Annotated in this window: 21 protein-coding genes, 1 tRNA gene and 1 pseudogene; 5 read left to right on the top strand and 18 right to left on the bottom strand. The window is 61.7% G+C overall.

From position 1 onward, the window contains the following. Position 1: 1 nt before the first annotated feature. Positions 2 to 229, bottom strand: coding sequence for a helix-turn-helix transcriptional regulator (locus AC07E3_RS18870; RefSeq protein WP_217677714.1), 228 nt, complete (start codon positions 227 to 229; stop codon positions 2 to 4). Between the two features lie 86 nt (positions 230 to 315). Between AC07E3_RS18870 and AC07E3_RS18875 the strand changes: the two genes are divergently transcribed. Then, positions 316 to 1,299, top strand: a complete 984-nt coding sequence (locus AC07E3_RS18875; protein WP_478364015.1) for a LuxR family transcriptional regulator — start codon at positions 316 to 318, stop codon at positions 1,297 to 1,299. A gap of 18 nt (positions 1,300 to 1,317) precedes the next feature. Here AC07E3_RS18875 and AC07E3_RS18880 read toward each other — a convergent pair whose 3' ends face one another. The 6 genes from AC07E3_RS18880 to katA form a co-directional block, all read right to left on the bottom strand. Further along, positions 1,318 to 2,517, bottom strand: coding sequence for a tyrosine-type recombinase/integrase (locus AC07E3_RS18880; RefSeq protein WP_217677713.1), 1,200 nt, complete (start codon positions 2,515 to 2,517; stop codon positions 1,318 to 1,320). A 307-nt stretch (positions 2,518 to 2,824) separates the two neighbouring features. Next, positions 2,825 to 4,384: a glutamine-hydrolyzing GMP synthase gene (gene guaA, locus AC07E3_RS18885; RefSeq protein WP_478364017.1), complete on the bottom strand. Its 1,560-nt coding sequence runs from the start codon at positions 4,382 to 4,384 to the stop codon at positions 2,825 to 2,827. 55 nt (positions 4,385 to 4,439) lie between these two features. Beyond that, entirely contained in the window at positions 4,440 to 5,081 is a 642-nt protein-coding gene (locus AC07E3_RS18890; protein ID WP_478364019.1) for a 5'-methylthioadenosine/S-adenosylhomocysteine nucleosidase, read from the bottom strand. Continuing rightward, positions 5,078 to 5,533: a PaaI family thioesterase gene (locus tag AC07E3_RS18895; protein ID WP_478364021.1), complete on the bottom strand. Its 456-nt coding sequence runs from the start codon at positions 5,531 to 5,533 to the stop codon at positions 5,078 to 5,080. The genes AC07E3_RS18890 and AC07E3_RS18895 overlap by 4 nt, the downstream gene beginning before the upstream one ends. 18 nt (positions 5,534 to 5,551) lie before the next feature. After that, on the bottom strand, positions 5,552 to 6,838 hold the full coding sequence (locus AC07E3_RS18900) for an RsmB/NOP family class I SAM-dependent RNA methyltransferase (protein ID WP_478364023.1): 1,287 nt from the start codon (positions 6,836 to 6,838) through the stop codon (positions 5,552 to 5,554). A 119-nt stretch (positions 6,839 to 6,957) separates the two neighbouring features. Beyond that, complete coding sequence (katA, locus tag AC07E3_RS18905; RefSeq protein WP_478364025.1) at positions 6,958 to 8,463, bottom strand: catalase KatA; 1,506 nt, start codon at positions 8,461 to 8,463, stop codon at positions 6,958 to 6,960. A gap of 140 nt (positions 8,464 to 8,603) precedes the next feature. On the opposite strand from katA, the gene AC07E3_RS18910 reads away from it, so the two are divergent. Beyond that, positions 8,604 to 9,515 (top strand): hydrogen peroxide-inducible genes activator, encoded by a 912-nt coding sequence (locus tag AC07E3_RS18910; RefSeq protein WP_336066399.1) that lies wholly within the window; start codon positions 8,604 to 8,606, stop codon positions 9,513 to 9,515. A gap of 3 nt (positions 9,516 to 9,518) precedes the next feature. Here AC07E3_RS18910 and AC07E3_RS18915 read toward each other — a convergent pair whose 3' ends face one another. Beyond that, positions 9,519 to 9,938 (bottom strand): MAPEG family protein, encoded by a 420-nt coding sequence (locus tag AC07E3_RS18915; protein WP_336066401.1) that lies wholly within the window; start codon positions 9,936 to 9,938, stop codon positions 9,519 to 9,521. Between the two features lie 104 nt (positions 9,939 to 10,042). On the opposite strand from AC07E3_RS18915, the pseudogene AC07E3_RS18920 reads away from it, so the two are divergent. Then, a pseudogene (locus tag AC07E3_RS18920) lies at positions 10,043 to 10,726 on the top strand (MIP/aquaporin family protein); the annotation flags it as partial. Positions 10,727 to 10,783: 57 nt separating this feature from the next. On the opposite strand, the gene guaB reads toward AC07E3_RS18920, so the two are convergent. After that, positions 10,784 to 12,286: an IMP dehydrogenase gene (gene guaB, locus AC07E3_RS18925; protein WP_478364027.1), complete on the bottom strand. Its 1,503-nt coding sequence runs from the start codon at positions 12,284 to 12,286 to the stop codon at positions 10,784 to 10,786. A gap of 299 nt (positions 12,287 to 12,585) precedes the next feature. Between guaB and AC07E3_RS18930 the strand changes: the two genes are divergently transcribed. Next, complete coding sequence (locus AC07E3_RS18930) at positions 12,586 to 14,001, top strand: DHA2 family efflux MFS transporter permease subunit (RefSeq protein WP_478364029.1); 1,416 nt, start codon at positions 12,586 to 12,588, stop codon at positions 13,999 to 14,001. Between the two features lie 17 nt (positions 14,002 to 14,018). Here the strand turns inward: AC07E3_RS18930 and AC07E3_RS18935 are convergent, their stop codons facing one another. Both AC07E3_RS18935 and AC07E3_RS18940 read right to left on the bottom strand, forming a co-directional pair. After that, positions 14,019 to 14,741 (bottom strand): RlmE family RNA methyltransferase, encoded by a 723-nt coding sequence (locus AC07E3_RS18935; RefSeq protein WP_478364031.1) that lies wholly within the window; start codon positions 14,739 to 14,741, stop codon positions 14,019 to 14,021. Between the two features lie 10 nt (positions 14,742 to 14,751). After that, on the bottom strand, positions 14,752 to 16,224 hold the full coding sequence (locus AC07E3_RS18940; protein ID WP_478364033.1) for a Ppx/GppA phosphatase family protein: 1,473 nt from the start codon (positions 16,222 to 16,224) through the stop codon (positions 14,752 to 14,754). Between the two features lie 235 nt (positions 16,225 to 16,459). On the opposite strand from AC07E3_RS18940, the gene AC07E3_RS18945 reads away from it, so the two are divergent. Next, positions 16,460 to 16,533, top strand: a tRNA-Gln gene (locus tag AC07E3_RS18945). Positions 16,534 to 16,618: 85 nt separating this feature from the next. Here the strand turns inward: AC07E3_RS18945 and AC07E3_RS18950 are convergent. From AC07E3_RS18950 to AC07E3_RS18980, 7 genes are all read right to left on the bottom strand, one after another. Next, the gene (locus AC07E3_RS18950) at positions 16,619 to 18,415 is read right to left on the bottom strand and encodes an ABC transporter ATP-binding protein (protein WP_478364035.1); all 1,797 of its coding nucleotides are present in this window, start codon (positions 18,413 to 18,415) and stop codon (positions 16,619 to 16,621) included. Continuing rightward, positions 18,412 to 19,266 (bottom strand): ABC transporter permease, encoded by an 855-nt coding sequence (locus AC07E3_RS18955; RefSeq protein WP_478364051.1) that lies wholly within the window; start codon positions 19,264 to 19,266, stop codon positions 18,412 to 18,414. The genes AC07E3_RS18950 and AC07E3_RS18955 overlap by 4 nt, the downstream gene beginning before the upstream one ends. A gap of 44 nt (positions 19,267 to 19,310) precedes the next feature. After that, positions 19,311 to 20,252, bottom strand: coding sequence for an ABC transporter permease (locus tag AC07E3_RS18960; RefSeq protein ID WP_478364037.1), 942 nt, complete (start codon positions 20,250 to 20,252; stop codon positions 19,311 to 19,313). Positions 20,253 to 20,350: 98 nt separating this feature from the next. Then, on the bottom strand, positions 20,351 to 21,892 hold the full coding sequence (locus tag AC07E3_RS18965; protein WP_336066463.1) for an ABC transporter substrate-binding protein: 1,542 nt from the start codon (positions 21,890 to 21,892) through the stop codon (positions 20,351 to 20,353). A gap of 42 nt (positions 21,893 to 21,934) precedes the next feature. Continuing rightward, complete coding sequence (locus AC07E3_RS18970; protein ID WP_336066466.1) at positions 21,935 to 22,648, bottom strand: SDR family NAD(P)-dependent oxidoreductase; 714 nt, start codon at positions 22,646 to 22,648, stop codon at positions 21,935 to 21,937. A gap of 73 nt (positions 22,649 to 22,721) precedes the next feature. Then, positions 22,722 to 23,888 carry an NAD(P)/FAD-dependent oxidoreductase gene (locus tag AC07E3_RS18975; protein WP_478364039.1) on the bottom strand — a complete coding sequence of 389 codons (1,167 nt, stop codon included), beginning with the start codon at positions 23,886 to 23,888 and terminating at the stop codon, positions 22,722 to 22,724. Continuing rightward, positions 23,885 to 25,201, bottom strand: a complete 1,317-nt coding sequence (locus AC07E3_RS18980) for an NAD(P)/FAD-dependent oxidoreductase (protein WP_065816209.1) — start codon at positions 25,199 to 25,201, stop codon at positions 23,885 to 23,887. Before AC07E3_RS18980 ends, AC07E3_RS18975 begins: the two co-directional genes overlap by 4 nt. Between the last annotated feature and the right edge of the window lie 41 nt (positions 25,202 to 25,242).

Here is a 25,242-nt window from a genome sequence, read left to right on the forward strand (position 1 = left end):
GCTAGCCCCTCACGTCGCCGGGTCGAGTAGCTTGGACACCCGACGACTTACGCGCCTCAATCCATTCCTCGACCTCTGACAAATCCCACGCGATGTTCCTACTGGTGAGAGCAATACGGCGAGGGAATTCCCCCCGCTGTTCCAAGTTATAAATCGTTCGCGCCGAGAGCGGGATCATCTTCAGGAGTTTCTTCCTGTTGATTAACGTCTTGCTTTGCGTTGCTTGCATGTCCTGGTCTCCAATTACTAACGAATGCCTTATGATGCCCAGTAATGCCTCTTGATTAAGCTTATTAATTGTATAAAATAGTTGACATGAAAAATGAGCCAACCATCGTTATCTGGGAAGGCTGTGACCCGTCCGTCTCAAAAGCCATCCGGCAATTTGAGGAGCGCTGGCGGCCATACTCTGTGTCCTCGCGGCGCTACCCCATCATGCGATTGATACAGGAAGTGATTGATCCGGCCGTGGCCGCTTACATGGCGACCCTTCCAGAAAGCTATAGGGGCTATGTTCCTGGTGCTGGTCCAGGAGTGGGTTGCAGCGCTATCATTCGATTGGTGGGGCTTGAGGCGAGCGTTCGTATGCAGCGCCAGTTGCTACGCCAGTTCATCAAGACGGAGGACAGGCAGACCCCTAGAGACCAGAGTTTTGTCGCTACTCTGGAATCTTTAATCGGATTGGTTTGGGATTGCGCGTGCAAGCGCCCTAGAAGGTCAGCCCTCACAAAGGGTGTCAACCTAAACGCGCAACGCAAACATGGATTCTGCGAGCTATGCGGAGACCTGACGGAGTTCGCAGCCTTTATGGCGACGGTGACTGAAGAGCAGGTCAATAGTGTAGAGCTGGAAGATCATAAAAAACTCGAACTCAGTCACCAATACTGCACTCGGCATAGACCTAAACTGGCAAATGGCGAGTGGAACCCAGCATATAGGCAAGCAAAACATTCCCTCGCGCAATTCGATCTCGAACTTGCCAGGCTCAGCCGTCAATGCGCGAAGCGATCTGCGCCGCAGGCAGCGTCCGGCGACTCGCTGATAGATAGCTATTTCTATCACTACTTGCTGGACCGAACCGTACAGCCGGCGGATAAAGCGGAGTTGCGCCATCAAGCGCGCTTGATGGTGGACTCAAAGCTGTCAGACCGTAAAAAGCAGATGCTGATGCTCCAGTGCTCTGGATTCAATCAGTCAGAGATTGCGCGGAGGCTAGGCATTCGACGCCAAGCCGTATCGAAGGCGCTAGCGTCAATCCCCGAAATATTCCATTTGAAGAAGCGAAAGCGCCAAGGATAATTTTAGCGGCTAAAAAAATCAGCGGGCGTTTCCCGCAGTCCATTCGTCAATCATGTCCGCCCAGTCCTGCAACATCGCCGCCCGCTGCTCACGGTACTCAGCCTTGTTGTATACGGCCCTCACTCCCCTTTGCTCGTGCGCCAGGCACTTCTCAATCCAGTCGGTGTTATATCCAGCCTCATGCAGCAACGTGCTGGCTGTACGCCGCAAGTCGTGCGGCCCAAACTTGGCAAGTGACTTCCCATCTTTCTGCGCCGCTTTGTATGTCAGCGTTAGCACTTGGTTGATTGTGGCACTACTCATCGGCACGTCCGAGTCGTACCGCGAGGGCAGAATAAACTCAGAACCACCAGCAAAGGTTTTTAGCGCAATGAAAATATCTAGCGCCTGCCTGGACAGAAATACCAGGTGCGGATTGCGCCGCTTCATCCGCTCCTTCGGAATCGTCCAAAGCGCCTCACTGAAGTTGATCTCGCTCCAGGTCGCGTTGGTCAGTTCGCTTTTGCGTACCATCGTCAGAAGCAGCAGTTTGGCTGCCGCCCGATTTGTAGGGCTTGTACCAACCCTCTCCATGTACTGGTACATCAGCCCAATTTCTTCTGGCGTTAACGCTCGATCACGGGGCTCGAACCTCGCAATACTCGTTGGCCGCACCAGTTCCGCAGGATTCTCGACCTTCTGGCCACGCTCAGTTGCCCAGCGAAAAACCTGCAGCACGATTTCACGCACATGAACGGCGGTAGCCGGTGCGCCCCGTTCAACGATGGCATCAGTCAGTGCTCGCAAGTCCTCGTGGGTAATCTCTGTCAGCTTCCAAGTACCGAATTTTGGCTTCAGGTCGCGCTCGTAAACGGAACGGCGCATGTCGCGGGTTGAGTCCGCCATCTGATAGCCGCGCAACCATTTTTCAGCCCAAGCGCCAAAGGTCTCGGCGTCTTTGACCCGTGCCTTATCACGAGCCTTTTCCTTGGCGGGCGACTTGCCTGCCGCCACCATCTTCTTCGCTTCGTGAAGTCGCTCACGAGCTTCGGCCAGCGTGATACCACCAACGCCATAGCGGCCAAAGGTGATGGTCTCCTGCCGTCCGTTGATAGCGTAGTTGTAGCGGAATGAGATGGAACCGGCAGGTGTCACGGCCACATAGAGGCCATCTCGGTCATTCACCTTGTAGAGCTTGTCCCTGGGCTTGAGGTTGCGCAGCTTGGTATCGGTCAACACGAGTCTCGTCCTTCATCGGCCCTGATACCATACTGAAAATACAGGCGAAAATTGATAAATTAACCTTTGAAAACAATAGGTTAATAAAATCTGATACCATGAACATCAACGGTAGCGTTGCATGGTATCGGGCACCTGACATGGCATCGCTGATTGATAGTACCAACATTGATGCCACGAAAAAACCTTGCTTGGAACCCCCAGCAGTTGCCAGACAGTGCCAGACAGAAATACAAAAAAGCCCGCACTTACGCGGGCTTAGGTGTTTCTTCGTGCCAATTGGTGCCTGCCTATGCCGGACGCGGGATCATTCCCACTCGATCGTGCCGGGTGGCTTGGACGTTACGTCGTAGACAACGCGGTTGATGCCCTTCACCTCGTTGATGATGCGGGTCGCAGCACGGCCGAGGAACTCCATGTCGTAGTGGTAGAAATCAGCCGTCATGCCGTCGACGGACGTCACCGCCCGCAGCGCGCAGACGAATTCATAGGTGCGCCCGTCGCCCATCACCCCCACCGTCTGCACCGGCAGGAGAACCGCAAAGGCCTGCCAGATCGCATCGTAGAGGCCGGCCTTGCGGATCTCGTCGAGATAGATCGCATCGGCGGAACGCAGGATTTCCAACTTCTCGCGCGTCACGCCGCCGGGGCAGCGGATGGCGAGACCCGGTCCGGGGAAAGGGTGGCGACCGATGAAGCTTTCGGGCAGGCCAAGCTCCCTGCCGAGCACGCGTACCTCGTCCTTGAAGAGCTCGCGCAGCGGCTCGACCAGGCTCATGTTCATGCGTTCAGGCAGGCCGCCCACATTGTGGTGCGACTTGATGGTAACGGAGGGGCCGCCGGTGAAGGAGACACTCTCGATGACATCGGGATAGAGGGTGCCCTGCACCAGGAAATCGGCGCCGCCGAGCTTTTTCGCCTCCTCCTCGAACACTTCGATGAACAGGCGACCGATGGTCTTGCGTTTCTTTTCCGGGTCGCTTTCGCCTTCCAGCGCGCCGATGAAGCGGTCGGAGGCATCCACCAGGATCAGCGGCAGATTGTAGTGCTCGCGGAACATGGCGACCACTTCGGACGCCTCGTTCTTCCGCATCAGCCCGTGGTCGACCAGAATACAAGTGAGCTGATCGCCAACGGCCTCGTGCGTCAAAAGTGCCGCCACGGAAGAATCGACACCACCCGAAAGCGCGCAGATCACCTTGCCGTCGCCGACCTGTTTGCGGATGGCTTCAATCGCCTGCTCGCGATAGGCCGCCATCGTCCAGTCGCCCGAAAGACCGGCGATCTTGTGCACGAAATTGGAAAGGAGCTTTGCACCGTCGGGCGTGTGGACCACTTCGGGGTGGAACTGAACGCCGTAATATTTGCGCTCCTCATCGGCGATGGCTGCAAAGGGCGCGCCCGTCGACGTGCCGACAACGCGGAAGCCGGGCGGAATGGCCGTCACCCGGTCACCATGGCTCATCCAAACCTGATGGCGGGTGCCTTTCGCCCAGACGCCCTCAAACAGCGGGCAGTCATTCTCGATCTCGAGGAAGGCACGGCCAAACTCGCGGTGGTCGGACCCTTCGACCTTGCCGCCGAGCTGGGCGCACATGGTCTGCTCGCCATAGCAGATACCAAGCACGGGAAGACCGGAATCGAAGATCACCTGCGGCGCACGAGGACTGCCGATATCGACGGTGGATGCCGGGCTGCCGGAAAGGATGACCGCTTTTGGCGCGAGGCGCTTAAACGCCTCCTCGGCCGACTGGAACGGAGCGATTTCGCAATAGACTCCGGCCTCGCGCACCCGCCGCGCAATGAGCTGCGTGACCTGGCTGCCGAAATCAACGATGAGAACTGTGTCGGGATTGGATATCGTCATGGCGAGCCTTTAGAGAAAGATGCGTTTCGGTGCAAGCGGCGAGGCCGCTTTTTGACTACAGGAAGCCATCGGCAATGGCCTGTTCGAGGCGGTCCACCGCTTCGGCAAGCTTTTCGTCGATGACATGCAGATATTCGGTCCAGTCGTTCACGCGCTGCAGTTCCGCCGCTCCGTCGGAGATACCGCGCAGCGCCACCAGATCGAGGCCGAAGCGCTGGCAAGCGCGCAGCGCCGCGAATGTCTCCATATCCACCATGTCGGCGTTGATGCCGTCATAGGCGGCACCGGAAACGATGTTGCCGCCGGTCGACAGTGCCGCCCCGGGAATGCCCGGAATGCGATGCGGCAGCGGCATGATCGCCGGATGATCGAGAAAAGGCGTCACACCTTTTTCAAAGCCAAGCGGCGAAGCGTCCATGTCGCGGTAGGAGACCGAAGTCGCCTGATAGACTTCCGTCTGTTGCAGACTGCGGCTTCCGGCGGATCCGAGAGAAACGAGCAGATCCGGCAGATGGCCTTCGGCATCGAGAAGTGCCAGTTCCGCACCAAGGACCACCCCCGCCTCCACCGGACCGACACCCGTCATCAGCGGCGTGAATCGCTTTTTCAGATGCGGTCCGTATTCGGCATCCGCCGCCATGACGAAGAGAACGTGTTTTCCGGCGAGCATCGCCGGCTCCACCGGTGCCCGCGTCATCCCTCGATTCCCTCGCGTCCGATGATGGTCATCATGGTTCCGGTCATGGTGGCGATCAGTTTGGCGTCCCCCTCCGACGAATAGGCATAGGCCTGCCCGTCAGCAACGATGATGGTGCGGCCGGGCTTGGTGACGGTGCCGCGAAACAGGAAGCGCTCGCCGCGCCCCGGTGCAAGCAGGTTGACCTTGAATTCGATGGTCAGCACCGCCGCGTCCTCGGGCATCATGGAAAAGGCCGCATAGCCGCAGGCAGAATCGAGCGCGGTGGAGATCACGCCCGCATGGAGAAACCCGTGCTGCTGGGTCAACGTCTCCGTGTAGGGCATCTCGATCTCGACAATGCCCGGCGTCACCAGCGTCAGCTCGGCGCCAATGGTCTGCATCATTTTCTGACGGGCGAAGCTGGCGCGAACGCGGGCTTCGACATCAATGGGGTTTGCTGCCTTGCTCATTGTCTCGCCACGCCTGCCTCAGACGCGCTCCAGTGCGGCAAAATGGAAGCCGTCAGTCGCCGTACGGCCGGGTGAAAGGGCGATGCCCGTGGTTCTGTCAATTCTCGCCTTCGCAGCCCTTCCGGAAAAGTGCCTTTCCCACAGCGCCTCATGGTCCACTGCGCGGAAATCCGGATTGGCTTCGAGGAAGGCCCGCACCTGATCGTCGTTTTCCTCTGCAAACACCGAGCAGGTGATATAGGCAAGCCGTCCACCAGAACGCACAAAGCGCGCGGCGCGCCGGAGAATCTCGGCCTGCTCCGCCTGCCGCTGCTCGAGCTGTTTTTCACCGAGCCGCCATTTGGCATCCGGTCTGCGCCGCCAGGTGCCTGCTCCCGTGCATGGCGCGTCGACAACGACCAGATCGAGCCGCCCTTCATGCGCGGCGAGCGCTTCCTGATCGGCCACCGCCTGCACATTACGGCAGCCCGCGCGCTTCAGGCGCTCGAAAATGGGCGCAAGCCGCTGTTTCTCAGCGTCGAAAGCCTGAATCTGGCCGGTGTTCTCCATGGCCGCCGACATGGCGAGCGACTTGCCGCCAGCGCCAGCACAATAGTCGAGCACCTGCATGCCCGCCGCGGCTTCGGTGAGAGCGGCAACGATCTGCGAGCCCTCGTCCTGAACCTCGAACCAGCCCTTTTGAAAGGCGGGCTCTGCCTGCACATTGGGATGCCGCCCCTGCCCTTCGATCGGGCCGATGCGCAGACCCTGCGGCGCAAGTTCACTCTCGTGAACGCCGGCGCGCGCCAGCGCCTTGGCCACCTTTTCGCGCGTGGCTTTCAGCGTGTTGACCCGCATGTCGAGCGGCGGGCGCTCCGCAAGGGCCGCAGCCTCCGCCACCCAGTCGTCACCCCAGGCGCGCCTGAGAAGCGGCTCGCACCATTCAGGGCATTCCGCGCGCACGCCGTCAGGCGCCTCGCCCAGAGGGTGTGTCGCGATGCGGTCTGCTTCCTCCCCTGAAATCAATGGCGGTGCAAAATTGTCTTCCGCCAGCGCTCCGTTCAACGCTTCCGGCTCATATCCCGCCTCGATCATCAAGGCTCCAAAGGCCAGCGCACGCGGGCTTTCCTCCTGAAACATCCAGGTCGCCGAGCGCTTGCGGCGTAGCGCATCATAGACGAGGTTGCCAATGGCAGCGCGATCCTTGGAGCCGGCGAAACGATGGGACAGGCCCCAGTCTCTCAGCGCTTCCGCAGCCGGGCGATACCGCCGGTCAATGTCTTCCAGAATTTCAATGGCCGCAGCCAGCCGTCCGCCAAGTCGCATATGACACCTTTGCCGGTTACCCGAATGGCGCACAGCTAGCCGGAAGCAGGCTTTTAGACAAGCAAAACGGGCGTGGATCGCTCCACGCCCGCACTTTATCAAAGCCTTTTCAGCCTTGCCTATTCGGCAGCGCGCTGTGGCGTCTTGCCGGTCACGGGCACGGCGTTGGCCTCATAGCCATGCGCTTCCTTCAGCGCCCTGCGCACGCCATTGCCGTAGTCCGGGTGGATCTTGTCGAAATGCGCGAGCTGGCGTTCGATGATTTCACCGGGCACGCCACCCATCGCGGCGGCAATGTTGGAGAACAGCCGGTTCTTTTCTCCCTCGTCAAAGAGGTTGAACAGCGCGCGGGGCTGGCTGTAATCGTCATTGCCGACGCGGTGATTGTAGCGGTCCGCATCGCCCGAGATTTTCAGCGGCGGCTCCTTGGCAGCCGGGTTCTCGACCGGACCGCCAAAGGAGTTGGGCTCATAAAATGCGTCGGGATTGCCCGTCTTGATGCCTCCGAACGTGTTCATCTCGCCATCGCGATGATAGTGGTGAACCGGGCATTTCGGCTGGTTGACCGGGATCGTCTCGTAATGCGTGCCGAGCCTGTAGCGGTGTGCGTCCGCATAGGAAAAGATGCGCGCCTGAAGCATCTTGTCGGGCGAATGACTGATCCCCGGCACGATGTTGGACGGCGAAAACGCGGCATTCTCGATCTCGGTGAAGTAGTTGTCCGGGTTGCGGTTCAGCTCCATCACGCCGATGTCGATCGGCGGATATTCCGCATGCGGCCACACCTTGGTCAGATCAAACGGGTTGTAGGAGGTTTTCTCCGCATCCGCCTCGGGCATGATCTGAACCTGCACCTTCCACCTCGGAAAGTCGCCATCCTCGATCGCGCCGTAGAGCGCTTCCTGATAGCTCTCGCGGGTCTTGCCCACCACCTGCTCGGCCTCCGCATTGGTGTGGTGTTTATGGCCTTGCATGGTCTTGAAATGAAATTTCACCCAGAAGCGCTCGCCCTTGTCGTTCCACAGCGAATAGGTGTGGGAGCCGTAGCCGTTCATAAACATGGGCGCAGTCGGCAGGCCGCGATCCGACATCAGGATCGTCACCTGATGAAGGCTTTCCGGCGAGAGCGACCAGAAGTCCCACATGGCCGTCGGTGAGCGCATATTGGTGCGCGGGTGGCGCTTCTGGGTGTGGATGAAGTCCGGAAATTTGAGCGGATCGCGTACGAAAAAGACGGGTGTGTTGTTGCCCACCAGATCCCAGTTGCCGTCCTCGGTGTAGAATTTCAGCGCAAAGCCGCGCACGTCGCGCTCGGCATCGGCCGCGCCCTGCTCGCCGGCAACGGTGGAGAATCGTGCAAGCATCGGCGTTTCCGCGCCCGGCTGAAGTGCCTTGGCGATGGTGTATTTCGAAATGTCGCCGGTGATCTTCAGCACGCCATGCGCGCCCCAGCCCTTGGCGTGAACCACACGCTCGGGGATGCGTTCACGGTTCTGGTGAGCAAGCTTCTCGATGAGCTGGTAATCCTGAAGAAGAACCGGTCCCCGCTCACCCGCGGTCACGGAATTCTGGTTGTCGCTGACGGGGGCGCCAGCAGACGTGGTCATCGTGCGTTTGTCTGCCATGAAAGAAACTCCCTTGCTTGCTCTCCGGTTTTGCCCGGCTGCCGGTCTCACCTGCGGCGTGGCTTGGAACGGTTCTAAGGTATCGACGCCGCTCGATAAATTCCAATTGTCTTTAATATTTGATGCGATAATCTAGGCTTATGATACGCCTTACCATCAGACAGATGCAGTATTTCGAGCGTCTTGCCGAAACGCTCCATTTCGGACGCGCCGCCATGAGCTGCGGCGTCACGCAGCCGGCGCTTTCGGCACAGATTTCTGAAATGGAATCCCAGCTTGGCTTCAGGCTGTTCGAGCGGGGCAGCGGTGCCGTGCGGCTCACGGCCGAAGCGCAGGCCATGCTGCCGCGCGTGGCACGCATCCTCTCCGAGATTCGCGATCTGGAGGGCGAAGCCAGACGGGAGCGCAAGGCGCTTGAGGGTCGCTTCCGGCTTGGCGTCATTCCTACAATCGCGCCTTATCTGCTTCCCGAGCTTCTTCCGCTCCTGAAACAGAGATTTCCGCAATTGCGGCTTGAGGTGCGCGAGGCTGTTACAGCCGCTCTGGCTGAAGACACTGCGTCCGGTCGTCTTGACGCCATGATCGCGGCCGAACCCGTTGACGACAGCCGGCTTGTGCCGGACCTCCTCTTTGAAGACCCGTTCTACCTTGCGGTGCCGACCGCCGACGCTGCGCGGATCGCCCCGCCCGTGGCGCAGGAGAGCATGGCGCTGGAACGGCTGATGCTTCTCGAAGACGGGCATTGCATGCGGGGCCAGGCGCTCGAGATCTGCGGGCGGGTCAAACCGGTGACGATGGAGACCTTTGGCGCAACGAGCCTGACGACGCTTTTGCACATGGTGTCGCATGGGATGGGTGTTACCCTCATTCCGCGGATGGCGCGCGCCTCGGCGAATCTTCTTCCGTCCGTCAGCGTGCTGCCGTTTCTCGACCCCAGCCCTTCCCGCAGCATATGCCTCGCGGGCCGCAAGTCCAACCCGCGAAAAGACGATTTCGCGGCTTTGCGCGAGACCGTTCTTCAGGCGCACGAGGCTCTGCTCGCACGCGCATAATCTTCAGCCCGCGTTCCAGAGCGTCAGCGCAAGCAGCACCCACATGGCGCCCAGAGCGAAAAACCCAAGCGTGAACATCGGCTGACGAAAGCGTATCCGGTTCGAGGTGACGTGCACCCAGGCGTGTGCATAGCGCGACAGCGCGAATGCCCAGGCCAGTCCGACAGCAATCGGCCCGGCCCCGCCCGTTGCAAACAGTGCCAGGCATGCCGCGTGGAAAAGCACCGGCAATTCAAACTGATTGGCGAGATTGTTGCGCACAAACAGGCTTTCGGCCGGCTCGTCACGGTTCTCCCTGAATTGAGAAACGCGTGCACTGCCCGTTTCCACAGCCTTTTTTCGGCGCATCGCGATCAGCACATACACGGCATAAACGAGCGCGACATGGGCGATCATCGGCCAGAAGATTGCGTGTTGGGACATACCCCTCCCCTCCCGGTTTCCAGGCTTCCAACGCTGATTCCTGATTTTACCATCAGCATTGAAACGCCGACTTTTGGCAAGGGTGGCGCTATCGCAAGGACAAAACCATGAAAGCTTACGTCGCCGAGTGTTTTGGAACGTTCTGCCTGGTCTTCCTGGGATGTGCCAGCGTCACGGCAGGCGGGTTCGGAAACCTCCTGCCACTGGGAGGTCTCGGCATTGCCGTTTCATTCGGCGTTGCGGTGGTTGCCATGGCCTATGCCGTAGGCCCCGTCTCCGGCGCGCACCTCAACCCTGCCGTAACCGCCGGCGTTTTCCTGGCCGGTCGCATGCCTCTCAAAGACGTGGTGCCGTATATGGTCGCGCAGATCGCCGGAGCCGTGACCGCTGCCGCAGCACTGTGGGGCATGGCAAAGGGCTCTGATGCCGTCGCTCCCATATCCCGTGCGGCCAATGGCTGGGATGGCGCGGGGCTTTCCCCCATGCCCACCGCCTTCGCACTCGAGGCGCTGGGAACTTTCATATTCGTGACCGTCATCCTCGGCGTAACCGCAAAGAAGCATCGGACCCCGCTGTCCGGCATGGTGATCGGCCTCACGCTGATCGCAATTCATCTGTGCCTGATCCCCGTCACCGGCACCTCGGTCAATCCCGCACGGTCCATTGGCCCCGCGCTTTTCTCTGGCGCACGCGAAATGAACCAGCTCTGGCTCTTCATCGCCGCCCCCTTTGTCGGTGCGGCCGTTGCCGGCATCGTTGCCAGGACGACCCTGATGGAACGAACCTGACGCCATGAAAAAGGGCCTTGCGGCCCTTTCTCGGAAAGCAGAAACTGGAGGATGCCCTCAGGCGCCCCCGGGGTAGTTCGGGCTCTCGCGCGTGATCGTCACGTCATGCGCGTGGCTTTCACGAAGACCGGCGCCCGAAATACGGACAAAGGTCGCCCGTTCGCGGAATTCTCCAAGATTTGCCGCACCCACATAGCCCATGGCCGCTTTCAGACCACCGGTGAGCTGATGAAGGACACCGCCGGCTGGGCCCTTGTAAGGCACCTGCCCTTCAATGCCCTCGGGGACCAGCTTCAGCGTGTCACGCACTTCGGCCTGGAAATAGCGGTCGGCCGAACCGCGCGCCATCGCGCCGACCGAGCCCATGCCGCGATAGGCTTTGAAGGAGCGCCCCTGATGCAGGTAAACCTCGCCCGGGCTCTCATCGGTGCCCGCGAGGAGCGAACCGACCATCACCGCCGATGCACCGGCTGCCAGTGCCTTTGCCAGATCGCCTGAGAACTTGATCCCGCCGTCGGCGATCAGCGAAATACCTTCCCTGTCGGCGACCTCAACCGCGGACATGATGGCCGAGAGCTGAGGCACGCCGACACCGGCGACAATGCGCGTGGTGCAGATGGAGCCGGGCCCGATGCCGATCTTGACGCCATCAGCGCCCGCATCGATCAGCGCCTTGGTACCGTCCGCAGTTGCTACATTGCCTGCGATGATACGCACGGTGTTTGAAAGTTTCTTGGCCCGTGCCACTGCGTCGAGCACACGCTGCGAATGGCCATGGGCGGTATCGATCACCAGAAGGTCCACACCGGCATCGATCAGGCGTTCGGCACGCTCGAAACCGTCATCGCCAACACTCGTTGCCGCCGCTGCGCGAAGCCGCCCCTGCGCGTCCTTGCTCGCATGTGGATTGAGCTGCGACTTCTCGATGTCCTTGACCGTGATCAGGCCGACGCAGTTGCCCGCATCATCAACAACCAGAAGCTTCTCGATACGGTGGTGATGCAGAAGCCGCTTGGCCTCGTCCTGCGCCACGCCTTCCTTCACCGTTACGAGGTTCTGATGTGTCATCAACTCGCGTACAGGCTGCGCGGGATCCGAGGCAAAACGCACGTCGCGATTGGTCAGAATGCCGGCCAGCCGCCCGGTCGCATGCCCTCCTGCACCACCATTCTCCACCACAGGAATGCCGGAGATGCCGTGTGCGCGCATCAGGGCCTGCGCTTCGGCCAGTGTCGCGTCAGGGCCAATGGTGATCGGGTTCACCACCATGCCGGATTCAAACTTCTTGACCTGGCGCACCTCTTCGGCCTGCTCGACCGGTGTCAGGTTGCGGTGGATAACACCGATACCGCCTGCCTGAGCCATGGCGATTGCGAGGCGCGATTCCGTCACCGTGTCCATCGCGGCGGACAGGATCGGGATGTTCAGGTCGATATCGCCGGCAATGCGCGTGCGCACATCCGTCTGACCGGGCATCACCTCGGAGTGGCCGGGCTGCAGGAGCACGTCGTCGAAGGTGAGCGCCTGGGCGCCGGTTGCTGTCTCGATGATTTTTGCCATGGCCGACCCTTTGGAATGAGAGGACGCGCGACCCCGCCACGAAATGGCACGGCCCCGCTTATGTGATTCCCTTTCAGGATTGGCGCTGGCTGGTACCACGTCAGCGCCGGCTTGAAAAGGTGGTGCTTTTTCAATGCGTGAGAATTGTTTCGTCCACACGACATGACAGCACCAACACAGCCGCACCTCTGCCACAGGACAGGCGCACGACCCCGTGCTATAGCCCGCGTGCTGATCCGGACTGCCCATCCTCCCCCCCCGCATCTTCACCCGGCAGACCGGCACAGGAACAGAATGTCTTGAACCGCACACTGCCGCTCATACTCGCCGTCGCGCTCTTCATGGAGCAGATGGACTCAACCGTCATCGCCACGTCGCTGCCGGCCATCGCCGCCGATATCGGCACAAGTCCGGTGACGCTGAAGCTCGCCCTGACGAGCTATCTCGTGTCGCTGGCCATCTTCATTCCGATCAGCGGCTTCATGGCTGACCGCTTCGGCGCCAAGCGGGTTTTCCGCATTGCGATCGCGGTCTTCGTGATCGGTTCCATCGCCTGTGCCTTTTCCAATTCGCTGGGTGCGTTCGTGCTTTCGCGTTTTCTACAGGGCATGGGCGGCGCAATGATGACCCCGGTCGGCCGCCTTGTTCTCGTGCGTGCCGTGCCGCGCGAGCAGCTCGTGAAAGCAATGGCCTGGCTGACAGTCCCCGCTCTGATCGGTCCAATTGCCGGCCCACCGCTCGGCGGCTTCGTCACCACCTATTTTTCCTGGCACTGGATCTTTCTGATCAATGTGCCGATCGGTCTTCTGGGCATTGTCATCTCCGGCCATGTCCTGCCCGATTTCGCAAGGGAAGAAACCGGGCGACTGGACCTTTCCGGCTTCCTGCTTTGCAGTATCGGCGCATCGGGACTGGTGTTTGGCCTCTCGGTCATCAGCCTGCCGGCCCTGCCGCCCGCCATCGGCCTTGTCACGGTGGTGATCGGTGTCATGGCGGCAGCGCTTTACGTTCGCCACGCCCTGCGCACCCCGCGTCCCATTCTCAATCTCGGCCTTTTCGCCAACCGTACCTTCCGGGCGGCCATCATCGGCGGCTCGCTGTTCCGCATCGGCGTCGGCGCCGTGCCGTTTCTGCTGCCGCTCATGTTTCAGGTGGTGTTCGGTCTCACCCCGTTTCAGTCGGGTCTTCTGACCTTCGCATCGGCATTCGGTGCCATCGCCATGAAATTCATTGCCACCACCGCGCTGCGCCTCGGCGGGTTCCGGGTTGTTCTGGTCACCGCGTCGGTGCTTGGCGGCGCGAGCATCGCCGTCAATGCGCTCTTCACCCCTGCGACACCGCACTGGGTGATCATCACAGTGCTGGTCGGGTCCGGCCTTCTGCGCTCCCTGTTCTTCACATCGGCCAACGCTCTGGTCTTCGCCGAGCTTGGCGACCGGGAGGCAAGCCAGGCCTCCACCATTTCAGCAGCAGCCCAGCAGGTCAGCATCGCGCTTGGTGTCGCTGTCGGGGGAGGAATCCTGGAAGCGTCCGCCTTCATTACCGGAACGGAGCTGGGCATCGACGCATTCGTCAACGCATTCCTGATCGTCGCCGCGCTTTCGGCGCTGGCGGCCGTGCCATTTCTCACCCTGCCGCCAGAAGCCGGAAGCCGGGTTTCCGGTCACAGCAGGCGCCGCGGCGGGGTCACAGAGCCGGCTCCGGCGGGCGAGTAGCTGGTCCGCGCCTGCCCTCACCCGTCGTTTTCGGGATCGGCTTCGGAGCGGCCCTTGAACCCCTTGGCCAGAAGATAGAGCTCGACCGATTCGGCCCGCGACGCCTGGGGCTTCACGTGGTGGACGGATTTGAAATTGGGCTTCAGCTGATCGAGCAATCCGGTTTCGGCGCCGCCCTGAAAGGTCTTGGCCAGGAAGTGCCCGCCAGGTTTCAGCACGGACAGCGCGAAATCCGCCGCCGTCTCGCATAGATGCATCGTGCGCAGATGGTCGGTCTGGCGATGCCCCGTGGTCGGCGCCGCCATGTCGGAGATGACGAGATCCGGCGCTTCACCAAGCGTCTCGAGCAGGCGCTCCGGCGCATCATCGTCCAGAAAGTCCATCTCCAGCACGATCGCGCCGGGCACCGCATCCATGCCCAGATAATCGATGCCCACCACGAGCGGCTTTTCTGGCGTCGACCCGACACGCTCGGCAGCGACCTGACACCAGCCTCCCGGGGCTGCGCCCAGGTCGATCACCCGTGCCCCCGGAAAGAGCAATTTGTGGCGGTCGTCGATTTCCGTCAGCTTGTAGGCCGCGCGCGAGCGCATGCCCTCGGCCTGCGCTCGATGCACATAGGGGTCGTTCAGATGCCGTTCGAGCCAGCGGCGCGACGAATTCTTCAGGCCGCGCTTCTTCTTGACGCGTGTTTTGAGCGCGCGTGCACCGCCGCCCGCCTTGGCCGGTTTCTTGCTCATCCGCCCAACCTCATTTGCCTCGTCCCGTCTGCCGCCGGCGTCGCCAGGCTCCATCAGCGGCCATCATTTCGTTCAACATGCCTTCGCGCAGGCCGCGGTCGGCCACCCTTAACCGCTCCGAGGGCCAGCGCCGGCGGATCGCCTCCAGGATGGCACAGCCGCCGAGCACAAGGTCGGCGCGATCCGCGCCAATGCAGGGATTGGCCTTGCGCTGTTCAAAATCCCACGAGAGCAGCGTGTCGATCATGCGATCGACATTGTTCCGCTCCATCCACAGCCCGTCGACCTGCCGGCGATCATAGCGCGCCAGTCCCAGGTGAACGCCGGCAAGCGTCGTGACCGTTCCAGAGGTTCCGATAAGGTGAAACCGTCCCCCGGCGGCGATCTTTGAAAGCCGCCCGCCATCGTCAAACCGGTCGAGCATTTCGCCCACCGCATCGACCATGGCGGAGAATGTTTCGCGCGTTACATGGTGGCCGCCAAAGCGCTCGGCGAGCGACACCACGCCCACGGGAAGCGACGTCCACGCGACGATGTGATCGGCAAGCCGCGGTGTGCGGTGCCGCGAAATGTCCACGAGGGCGATTTCGGACGATCCGCCGCCAATGTCGAACAGCACCACCCCTTCCGTGCCGCGTTCCACCAGCGTGCTGCAGCCGGCAACCGCCAGCCGGGCCTCGGTCTGCCGGTCGATGATCTCCAGAGTCAGCCCGGTCTCGTGCTTCACGCGTTCGATGAAGGCTTCACCGTTTTCGGCCGAGCGGCAGGCTTCCGTTGCGATCAGCCGCATGCGCCGGGGCTTCCGGTGCCCGAGCTTTTCCGCGCAGATGCCAAGCGCGTTGACGGCCCGGTCCATCGCCGCTTCGCTAAGACGGCCTTCAAGGCTGAGCCCTTCTCCGAGGCGCACGATCCGCGAAAAGGCGTCCACCACGCGAAAGTGCCCGGGCCGCGTCGGCACGGCCACCAGAAGCCGGCAATTGTTGGTGCCAAGATCGAGCGCGGCATAGGACGTGCGCTGGCCTTCCTGCGCCGATTCGCGCCGCCTTGCCGGCTGCGGCCGGTTGGGCTTCCCGGTCTCCGGCTGAGGCGGGGCCTCCTGCTGGGCGGCGGCCTCTCCGACTGCACCGCGCACGAAGGCGCGGCGCCTGCGCCGCTTTCTGCGCTTTCGCTTCGGGGGCTCCCCATCCGGGCGCGAAGAACCATCCGCATGGGCCGCTTCGCCCTGCGCACGCGCCTGCGAGGCGCCGTCGTCAGGCGGTTCTCCAGAGGATGCGTCTTTCGCCGGGCCCTCTACCACACCGGGGGGGCGCGCCCCCCCGTTCCGGCGCGATTTCTTTCGCCTGGGCGAAACAGCCGCCTCACCCGTACGGGCAGGCTGTCCGGCCGACCGATCGTCGAAGCCGGGGGAAGAGCCCCCATCCGACGCGGCATCCCGGACGACCTCTCTTACCGGCGAGACCTCGCCGTGGTCGTGGTTTTCCACCGCTATTCCTTCGCCGCCGCGCAAGCCCTTTTGGGCGCAGCAGGCAGCTCATATCGTTTAGTTGGCGGCAGAGTATCAGCCATAGCAGGTTTCACCAAGAGCGGTGTTGGCCGGAAACGCAATGATCTCTGCACAGCCGGAAATTTTGTCTTTGTCAGAATTGAATCCGCATCCGCCCTTGACTATAAAACTCATATCGCTAAATAGCGTGGCGAAAGCGGCCAGCGCCGCCTGCTGGGGAATAGGTTAACGGTAGACCCACGGACTCTGACTCCGTTAGTCCTGGTTCGAATCCAGGTTCCCCAGCCAAAAATTTCCCTACATTCGCAGTTATCGCATTCTCGCGCAGAAGCCAGCGACTGCATTCCATTTCCGGGATTGGGCGATCTTCAGCCTAGTGCTCCATGACGAAATGATCGGGCGCCACCTCGATCATCCGTCGTTCAGGCTTCTCCCAGTCGAGCGAACGCACCGGGCTCTTCAACTCATCGGCAATCAGACCACGCCGCCGGCCCCGCGTGGCCGGATCGGGGACCGGCACGGCATCAATGAGCTTTCGCGTATAGGGGTGGCGCGGGTTCGACAGAACCGCATCCCGCGGGCCGATTTCAACGATCTCGCCGAGAAGCATGACAGCTATACGGTGGCTGACACGCTCCACGACGGCGATGTCATGACTGATGAAGAGATAGGCGAGGCCGAGTTCGCGCTGCAGATCGAGCATCAGATTGACCACCTGCGCCTTGATGGAGGCGTCGAGCGCGGAGACCGATTCGTCGGCAACGATCAGGCTGGGTTCCAGCGCAAGGCTGCGGGCGATGCAGACGCGCTGGCGCTGCCCGCCCGAGAACTCGTGCGGAAATCGCAGCGCATGCTCACTGGTGAGCCCGACCAGTTCCAACAGATGGGCAACCTTGTCCTGCGCCTCCATGGGATTGCCAAGACCGTGCACCCGGATCGGTTCGGCGATAGCGGACCCCACCGTCTGGCGCGGATTGAGCGATCCATAGGGGTCCTGAAAGATCATCTGCATGCGCCGGCGCGCAGCACGCAGGCCAGCCGCATCGGCATCCATAAGGTTTTCCCCCTCGAACGAAACGCGGCCAGCGACCGGCTCGACCAGCCGTAGAATGGAGCGGCCGGTGGTGGACTTCCCACAGCCGGATTCGCCCACCAGCGCCAGGGTTTCGCCGGCGCGGACCGAAAAAGAAACGTCCTCCACGGCGTGCACCTGCCCCCTGACGCCGCCGAGCAGACCACCTCGCACGGCAAACCGCGTCGTCAGCCCCTCAACGTCGAGAATGGGCGTACCGCGTCGATCCGGCTCATCGTCCGGTTCGGGGCCCGGGCCGGACACATCCATTGCCGGAAAGCGGCGCGGCGTCTGCGTGCTGGAGAGCGCTCCCAGTTTGGGCACCGCGCCCAGCAACATCTTCGTATAGCCCTCCTTCGGCGCGGTGAAGAGCTCCGTGGCGGGCGCTTCCTCAACCTTGTCGCCCTTCAGCATCACGACCACGCGATCGGCGATCTCGGCAACCACGCCCATGTCGTGCGTGATAAACATCACCGACATGCCAATCTCGTTCTGAAGCTCCCGGATGAGTTCGAGGATCTGGGCCTGGATGGTCACGTCGAGTGCCGTCGTCGGTTCGTCGGCGATCAGCAGCTTGGGCTGGCAGGCGAGCGCCATGGCGATCATCACGCGCTGGCGCATCCCGCCGGAGAAGCTGTGTGGATGCTCACCCGCGCGTCGTTTGCCGTCGGGTATGCGCACGAGCTCGAAGAGCCGCTGCACCTCCGCTTCAGCCTGAGCGGCATCCATGTCGCGATGGCGGCGCAGCGCTTCGGCCACCTGGAAGCCGACCGTGAGCACAGGGTTCAGGCTCGTCATGGGTTCCTGGAAGATCATCCCGATCTCACCGCCGCGCACATCGCGCATAGCCTCTTCATCGAGCGTGAGAAGCTCCCGGCCATCCAGTTTGATCGAGCCCTCGATACGCCCCATGCCCTGCTGGATGAGCCGCATGATCGACAAAGCCGTGACCGACTTGCCTGAACCGGATTCGCCGACAACGGCAACGGTCTCGCCCCGGCTGATGTCGAAGCTCAGATCGCGCACCACGGGCAGCCAATTGCCGTCGACGCGAAAGGAGGTGGTGAGCCCCTTAATGGAGAGGATGGGCGTGGTCATTCTTCACCCCGCAATCTTGGATCGATGGCGTCGCGCAACCCATCACCGAGCAGGTTCAGGGCGAAGACGACGATAAGGATGGCGATGGACGGGAAGAGGGCCAGCCAGAAACTGTCCAGAATGTTCTCGAACCCCTCACGGATCATGCCGCCCCAGGTGGCGGTCGGCGGCGCAACACCCAGTCCGATGAACGCCAGCGATGCCTCCACGCGAATAGCCGTGGCGAGCCAGAGCGATCCCATGACGAGAATTTCCGGCGCGATGTTCGGCAGGATGTGGCCGAACATCAGCCGCGTGTCGGAATAGCCCAGCGCCTGACCCGCCTCGATGAACTCGCGGTTTTTGACGGCAATCGTGGGGGCGCGCGCGATACGCGCAAAGGGTGGGATGGCCGTCAGCGCGATGGCGATAACCAGATTGGCGATGGACGGCCCGAGCATTGCAACGACGATGAGGCCGAGGATCAGAGACGGGAAGGCCAGAAGCACATCCATGATCTGCATGATGATGATGTCGGTTCGCCCGCCGTAATAACCGGCGACCATGCCGATCAACGTGCCAAGAACCATGGCCGAGCCGATGGCGAGCAGGCCGATGGCGAGCGAGATACGCGCGCCCCACAGAATGCGCGACAGCGTATCCCGCCCATAATAGTCCGTGCCGAACCAGTGCTCGGCGGATGGTGGCTTGAGGCGGAAGAGAATGTTCTGGTCGAGGGGATCGTAGGGCGCAATCCACGGCGCCAGTATGGCCAGCGCAGCGACAATCAGAAAAACGCCGAGCCCCACCCAGGAGGTCTTGTTGGCGTTAAACGCCTTCAAAAGGCCGCTGCCGGTGGCGACGAGTCCCATGCGCAGATAGGCGGCGCGGGAGAGGGAAGCTGCGGTCGACTGGGTCATGAATATTTGATCCTCGGGTCGATCAGGCCGTAGGTTAAGTCGGTCAGGAGATTCACCAAAACGACGATCAGCGTGTAGATCACCATCATGCCCTGCAGCATGGTGTAGTCGCGCTGATTGAGCGCACCGATGATCAGCTTTCCAAGGCCGGGGCGGTTGAAGACGATTTCAGTGAGCACCGAATTGCCGATCAGGATACCGAGATAGAGCCCCACAACCGTAACCACCGGGATCATGGCGTTGCGCAGGCAATGCCGCCAGATGATGGTGGCAAAGGCCAGTCCCTTGGCGTAGGCCGTGCGCACGTAGTCCTGATTGAGCACTTCCAGCATGGCTGAACGCGCCACGCGGGTGATGTAGGCCGCCATGATGAGGCCGAGATTGATCGCCGGAAGCGCCAGGTCGCGGAGGCGTTCACCCAGTGTCGTGCCCTGCCCGGAGCTGATCACCGGGAACCATCGGAACTGGATGGCGAAGACCAGAAGCAGAAGAACCGCGGAGACGAAGGCCGGGAAGGACAGCCCGAGCAGCGATGCCATGCGGGTGATGTAATCCGGCAGTTTGTTGCGCCTGACTGCAGACCAGACACCGAGCGGGACCCCCACCACCGCACCCAGAATGAGCGAAACGATTGTCAGTTCGAGTGTTGCGGGGAGAACCTTCAGGATTTCCTGGATGACCGGGCGCCCGGAAACCATGGAGACACCCCAGTCTCCAACGATGACCCCGCCCAGAAACTGGACATACTGAATGTAGAGCGGCTGATCGAGGCCGAGCCGGGCACGAAGAGCAACCAGCGCTTCCTGGCTGGCCTGGTCACCGAGGATCGCCATTGCCGGATCGCCCGGCAGAATGCGGACTATGAAAAAGACGATGGTCAAAACGGCAAAGAGCGTGATGACCGCGAAGCCAAGCCGTTTCAGGACGAATGCTGTCATGGCACCTGTCGGCGCACCGATGTCGAACCGGCGGCGCTCCGCCCCCCATCAGCCGACGGGGGGCGGGACCGCTGAAGAGACCGGCGCGGTTCCGACCCCTATTCAGTAAAATGGGCGGCTTCGGTCACCGGCGGGCTCAGATTGAGCGAGCCGTTTACCTCCACACCGAGATCGAGCGTATCCTTCCAGGCCCAGAGCTGCAGGCTTTGCACGATCGGAACTGCGCAGACCTCATCCATGATCTTGCGCTGTGCCTCGGCCCACAGTTCAATCTGCCTGTCGGCATCCGTTTCGACACGCGCTGCAGTGATCTCATCATCGGCCACCGCACAATGCGAGAAATTGGTCACTGCCGTTGGTGTGCCGACAATGGCGTCGGAATGGAAGAACTGCGACAGATAGGTGTCGGCCACCGGAAAACGCGCTGCCGCGTAGTGGGTCACCTGACTGAGGTCCTTGCGGATCTGCTCATGAAAGGTGGCGTGCTCCACCGTCTCGATTTCAAGATTGATGTCTGCTTCGCGCAGCAAGGCCTGAATGGCTTCCATCGTCGTGATCATGCCCGGCAGCGTGGTGTGGATCGCCTTGATGGTCACGCCATCGGGATGACCGGCCTCGGCGAGCAGGGCTTTCGCCTTGTCGATGGAGTATTCATAGGATGGCACATCGTCGGTAAAGCCGAGATACCCCTCGGGCACCGGCGAGATCGCCGCAAGCGTCACATCCGGCCCCTTGAACTGCACCATCGCATCGCGATTGATGGCATGCGCCACGGCTCGACGCACGCGCACATCATCAAGCGGCGGCATCGTCATGTTGAGGTGAATGACCGACATTTCACCGGGCTTCATCACCGCAACCTTCGTACCGGGTATTTTCGAGATGCGCTCAACCCATGTCTGGTCCTGCTTCCCGTAGATCATGTCGATCTCGCCCGACTGGAACGCCAGGTCGCGCGAGGCATCAGACGGGATATAGCGGTAGTAGATTTCCTTGATCTTGGGCTCACCCCGGAAATATTCGGGATTGGCCACCAGCTTCACATATTGCTGCGGCTGGTATTCCTCGAACATGAAGGGTCCGGTGCCGATCGGTGTGCGCTCAAAATCGGCGCCCAGCGCCTCGACCGCGTCCTTACAGACGATGTTGCCGCCATGATAGGGCACGAGCATGCCTAGAAGGCTGGGAACCGGGGTCTTGAGCTTGATGGTGACCTCATGGTCGCCGGTCGCCTCGACGCTGTCAAAGGCACTGTAGTCCTTGGCGAAAGCCGAAATATCGGAATTCGCCGAGCGGTTGAGCGAGTAGACCACATCCTCGGCGTCGAGCGGACCGTAGTCGCCGTGACACTCAACGTCCTCGCGCAGTTTGAAGGTCCAGGTCAGCCCGTCATCCGATGCTGTCCAGCTCTCGGCAATGTCAGGCTCGATATCGGCTGGGCTTGCCTCACCGGGCTTGATGCGCACCAGACCGTTGAACATCCAGTGCAGAAGTCCCTTGTCCGGCGTGGACGTGGCCACATGCGGGTCGAGCTTGCCGGCATCGGCACTCCCCATGCCGATGTTCAGCGTCTCGCCCGCAGCGAGCGCACTGCCTGCCATCAGCAGGCTTATTAATGTTGTCGCGATTGTTCTTTTCATTGGTTCCACCTCTTCGCGTTTCGATCTGTCGTGACGTGCTCCCTAAAGCGTGTCTTCGAGCCGGCAGTTCACCAGCATTTCAGCCATCGCCGCCGTGTTCGGGAGGGCGATGGCAGTTGCAGCGAGCTCGGCGAGGTCGCCGGGCTCGATCATCTCCTCGCGCGCCACCTTGGTGACGCCGGCGGTGAGATCGGTTGCGACGAAGCTGGGGCAGAGTGCGGTGGCGCGAACGCCATGCTTCCACCCGATGCGGCGTGTGCCGTGCGTCAGCGCCATCATGGCATGCTTCGTCATGTTGTAGGCGATGTTTTCATTGCGGACCCGCTTTCCCGAAAGCGAGACCACATTGACAATGCGCCCGCTTCCAGACGCCTTGAGATGCGGCAGGCAGGCGCGGGTAAGAAAGAGAGGCCCCTTAACATTGATGGTCCAGAGCGCATCGAGATCGGTTTCCTCGCCTTCTTCGATTGAAAACGTGTTGGAGGTGCCTGCGTTGTTGACCAGCGCGTCGAGGCGGCCGAACTTGCCGAGCGTGGCAGCAACCCAGTCGTCATGTGTCCGGCGATCGCTTGCTTCGTAGTGCGCGCAAAGCAGTCGGTCGCCCGCAAGATCGGCAAACGTCGCCTCCAGTGATGCTGCATCCCGAGCACCCGCGCTGACCGCATATCCCCTGGCGTACAGGGTCTCGACCAGCGCCCGGCCGATCCCCCGGTTCGCACCCGACACCATCACGACGCGCCCTTTTGGATCAAGCACCTTTACCTCCAATGATGCATTTCCCGGTCATTCGCGCCTCCCCCAATTCATCCCTAAAGCCATCCCCCTAAAATCATCCATGCAATGTCAGCGCGGCCTGCTGCTCCGGCTTGCTCTTCAAGAAGCGCTCGAAACGGAAGGCGGAAACATCCAGCTTTGGCGGCATTGCCATGACGAGTTGAGCCGCCAGTGCGCCGGTTGTCGGCCCGATGCCGAAACCATGACCTGAAAAGCCCGCGGCAATCACAAGATTGTCCACGCCTGGAACATAATCGATGACCGGCAGAGCGTCGGGCGTCAGATCGAGCACACCGCCCCAGACATTTTCGATCTCGGCCTCCGCAAACCCCGGCAGAACGTGCGAGACTCTGGCGATCGTCTCCATGATCCTGCCCATGGATGTGCGGGCAACCGGCCCGCCATCCGTTTCATCGAGTGCGCCCCGCCAAATCTCCGCACCACTGGTGGCACGCAGATGCCCGGTGACCTCCTGGCGCACGGCCATATCCGCATTCGCCACGCCCAGCACCGGCGCAAGCATGGGGGGAAGAGGCGCACTGCGCAGAACCGTGACAAGGGGCCGGCGCAGCGGGATGGCCAATCCCAGCGGTTCAAGAAGCGTGTTTGTGAGGATGCCAGGCGCTGCCAAAATGGTGCCGGCGGAAATCGTCCTTGTTCCTGTGACGGCGCCAGTCGCGCGCGCGCCATTCACCTGCAGATGACGCACGCCTTCCCCAGTGGAAATCTTTGCCCCCTGACGCTCAGCCAGGCGCAGATAGGCATTTACCGTGGCAACGGGATCGGCATGACCGTCCGTCGGACACCAAGAGGCGGCCAGAACAGCCTGAGAGAGGGCGGGCACAAATTTACGCACCGCTCCACCATCGGCCAGAAAGGAAATGTCGAGCCCAGCCGCCTTCTGGTCCTCGACCAGCGCCTTCACCGTCTCCATTTCAGCCTCGGTGCGCGCAAGACGCAGGTTGCCCTCCTGTCGATAGGAAGTCCTTGCCTCAAGTCGACGGTCGAGTTCCTGCCAGCGCTTTACGGCGTCACGCGCCAGCGGCAATTCGGCAGGATGGCGGCCCGACTGACGCACGCCGGCCAGCGTCCAACCCGATGCCATGGCCGCCGGTCCGTATCGATCGACCACCTCCACTTTTGCGCCCATCTCGGTGAGCTCGAGCGCCGCCACAGCACCTGTTATTCCCGCCCCGATGATCAGAACGTCAGGCGCGCTCATGCGGCGGCCCTCCTCGAAAACCGGGAAAGCGCAAAGGGTGCCGGGTCGACCAGAGGCACTTCCCCGGCCGTCATCTGCGCGGCCAGCAGTCCAACCCCCGGCCCAATGCCGAAACCATGACCGGACAGCCCGGTTGCGATCAGCAGCCCCTGCCAGCCCGAAGGCGTGTCGACGACCGGGATTTCGTCGGGCATGACGTCGATCATACCGCCCCATGTTTCGGCAGGTCGGGCATCGGCAAGCTGCGGATGTAACCCCCTCGCCGCCTCCATCACGCTTGCCAGAAGGCGAGGATCGGGCTTTGGGTCGAGAACACGCGCCCGCTCGAACGGCGTTTCATCGTCGGCGTTCCAGCGAGCGGCCCCCAGCGGGCCAAAGAAATCGCGTCCGGCCTTGATCGTCATGATCCGCCAGCGATCACGCAGGACCGGGAGAAAAGCGCCAAAATGGCGAAAGGCGGCGGGGATAAGCTGAAACTCGGCCGCACCGCTGCGAGCGATCGTATAGCCGCCATCCAGACGCCTGCGCACGGAAGCCCGCGTGGCGCCAAGGCCGCCGGGCACGATTTCCGGCGCCGGCGTGGTCCGCAACACCGAAGACTTGACGGCGAGTTGAGGAAAATTCAGGCCGAGATTCTCCAGAAATGTGCGCGACCAGACACCGCCCGCCAGGATCGCCGCCCTGCAGGAGATCTCGCCATGTTCGGTCACAACCCCGGTGACCGAGCCATTCGCCCGTTCGACAAGCCGGACCGCGCAGTTCTCGATGATGGTAACACCGAGTTTCGCCGCATGGCGGGCCATGGCCGGAACGGCGAGCCAGGGCTCCGCCGTGGCATCCGAAGGGGTGTGTATTGCGCCGGCGAAACGGCGGTCGCTTCGCCCCAGCATTCTGTCGGTCTGGGATGCGGAGAGGAGAACGGTGTCGAGCTGAAACGGCTTTGCCGCCTCCTGCCAGGCTTCATGAGGCGCAAACTCCGCCTCGTTTTCAGCCAGATATGTGGTGCCACGAACGCCATAGCCGATATCCGTACCAAGCTGCGGCGCGAGCCGCGCCCAGAGACGCGCACTTTCGATCATGAGCGGCAACTCGCGCAGATCGCGGCCCGTCTTGCGAATCCAGCCCCAGTTTCGGGAGGACTGTTCGCCGGCAATCCGGCCCTTTTCGCAAAGTACCGTCGGGATTCCGCGCTCTGCCAGATATATCGCCGCCGTCACCCCCACAATGCCACCGCCAATGATGACCACATCGGTCTGGCGGGGAAAGGAAGACGGGACAGCCTCGTCCTTGGCCTTGGTTCCGTTCACGTTCATGCCCCTCACATGAGCCGGATGGATTTATCCTGTCAGTGAAC

It is taken from the genome of Nitratireductor lacus (assembly GCF_056431025.1).

Bases quoted from the DNA above. Each gene is read 5' to 3' on its own strand.
- AC07E3_RS18870 (WP_217677714.1), bottom strand. From the start codon at position 229: ATGCAAGCAACGCAAAGCAAGACGTTAATCAACAGGAAGAAACTCCTG.
- AC07E3_RS18875 (WP_478364015.1), top strand. From the start codon at position 316: ATGAAAAATGAGCCAACCATCGTTATCTGGGAAGGCTGTGACCCGTCC.
- guaA (WP_478364017.1), bottom strand. From the start codon at position 4,384: ATGACGATATCCAATCCCGACACAGTTCTCATCGTTGATTTCGGCAGC.
- AC07E3_RS18890 (WP_478364019.1), bottom strand. From the start codon at position 5,081: ATGACGCGGGCACCGGTGGAGCCGGCGATGCTCGCCGGAAAACACGTT.
- AC07E3_RS18895 (WP_478364021.1), bottom strand. From the start codon at position 5,533: ATGAGCAAGGCAGCAAACCCCATTGATGTCGAAGCCCGCGTTCGCGCC.
- AC07E3_RS18900 (WP_478364023.1), bottom strand. From the start codon at position 6,838: ATGCGACTTGGCGGACGGCTGGCTGCGGCCATTGAAATTCTGGAAGAC.
- katA (WP_478364025.1), bottom strand. From the start codon at position 8,463: ATGGCAGACAAACGCACGATGACCACGTCTGCTGGCGCCCCCGTCAGC.
- AC07E3_RS18910 (WP_336066399.1), top strand. From the start codon at position 8,604: ATGATACGCCTTACCATCAGACAGATGCAGTATTTCGAGCGTCTTGCC.
- AC07E3_RS18915 (WP_336066401.1), bottom strand. From the start codon at position 9,938: ATGTCCCAACACGCAATCTTCTGGCCGATGATCGCCCATGTCGCGCTC.
- guaB (WP_478364027.1), bottom strand. From the start codon at position 12,286: ATGGCAAAAATCATCGAGACAGCAACCGGCGCCCAGGCGCTCACCTTC.
- AC07E3_RS18935 (WP_478364031.1), bottom strand. From the start codon at position 14,741: ATGAGCAAGAAACCGGCCAAGGCGGGCGGCGGTGCACGCGCGCTCAAA.
- AC07E3_RS18950 (WP_478364035.1), bottom strand. From the start codon at position 18,415: ATGACCACGCCCATCCTCTCCATTAAGGGGCTCACCACCTCCTTTCGC.
- AC07E3_RS18955 (WP_478364051.1), bottom strand. From the start codon at position 19,266: ATGGGACTCGTCGCCACCGGCAGCGGCCTTTTGAAGGCGTTTAACGCC.
- AC07E3_RS18960 (WP_478364037.1), bottom strand. From the start codon at position 20,252: ATGACAGCATTCGTCCTGAAACGGCTTGGCTTCGCGGTCATCACGCTC.
- AC07E3_RS18965 (WP_336066463.1), bottom strand. From the start codon at position 21,892: ATGAAAAGAACAATCGCGACAACATTAATAAGCCTGCTGATGGCAGGC.
- AC07E3_RS18975 (WP_478364039.1), bottom strand. From the start codon at position 23,888: ATGAGCGCGCCTGACGTTCTGATCATCGGGGCGGGAATAACAGGTGCT.
- AC07E3_RS18980 (WP_065816209.1), bottom strand. From the start codon at position 25,201: ATGAACGTGAACGGAACCAAGGCCAAGGACGAGGCTGTCCCGTCTTCC.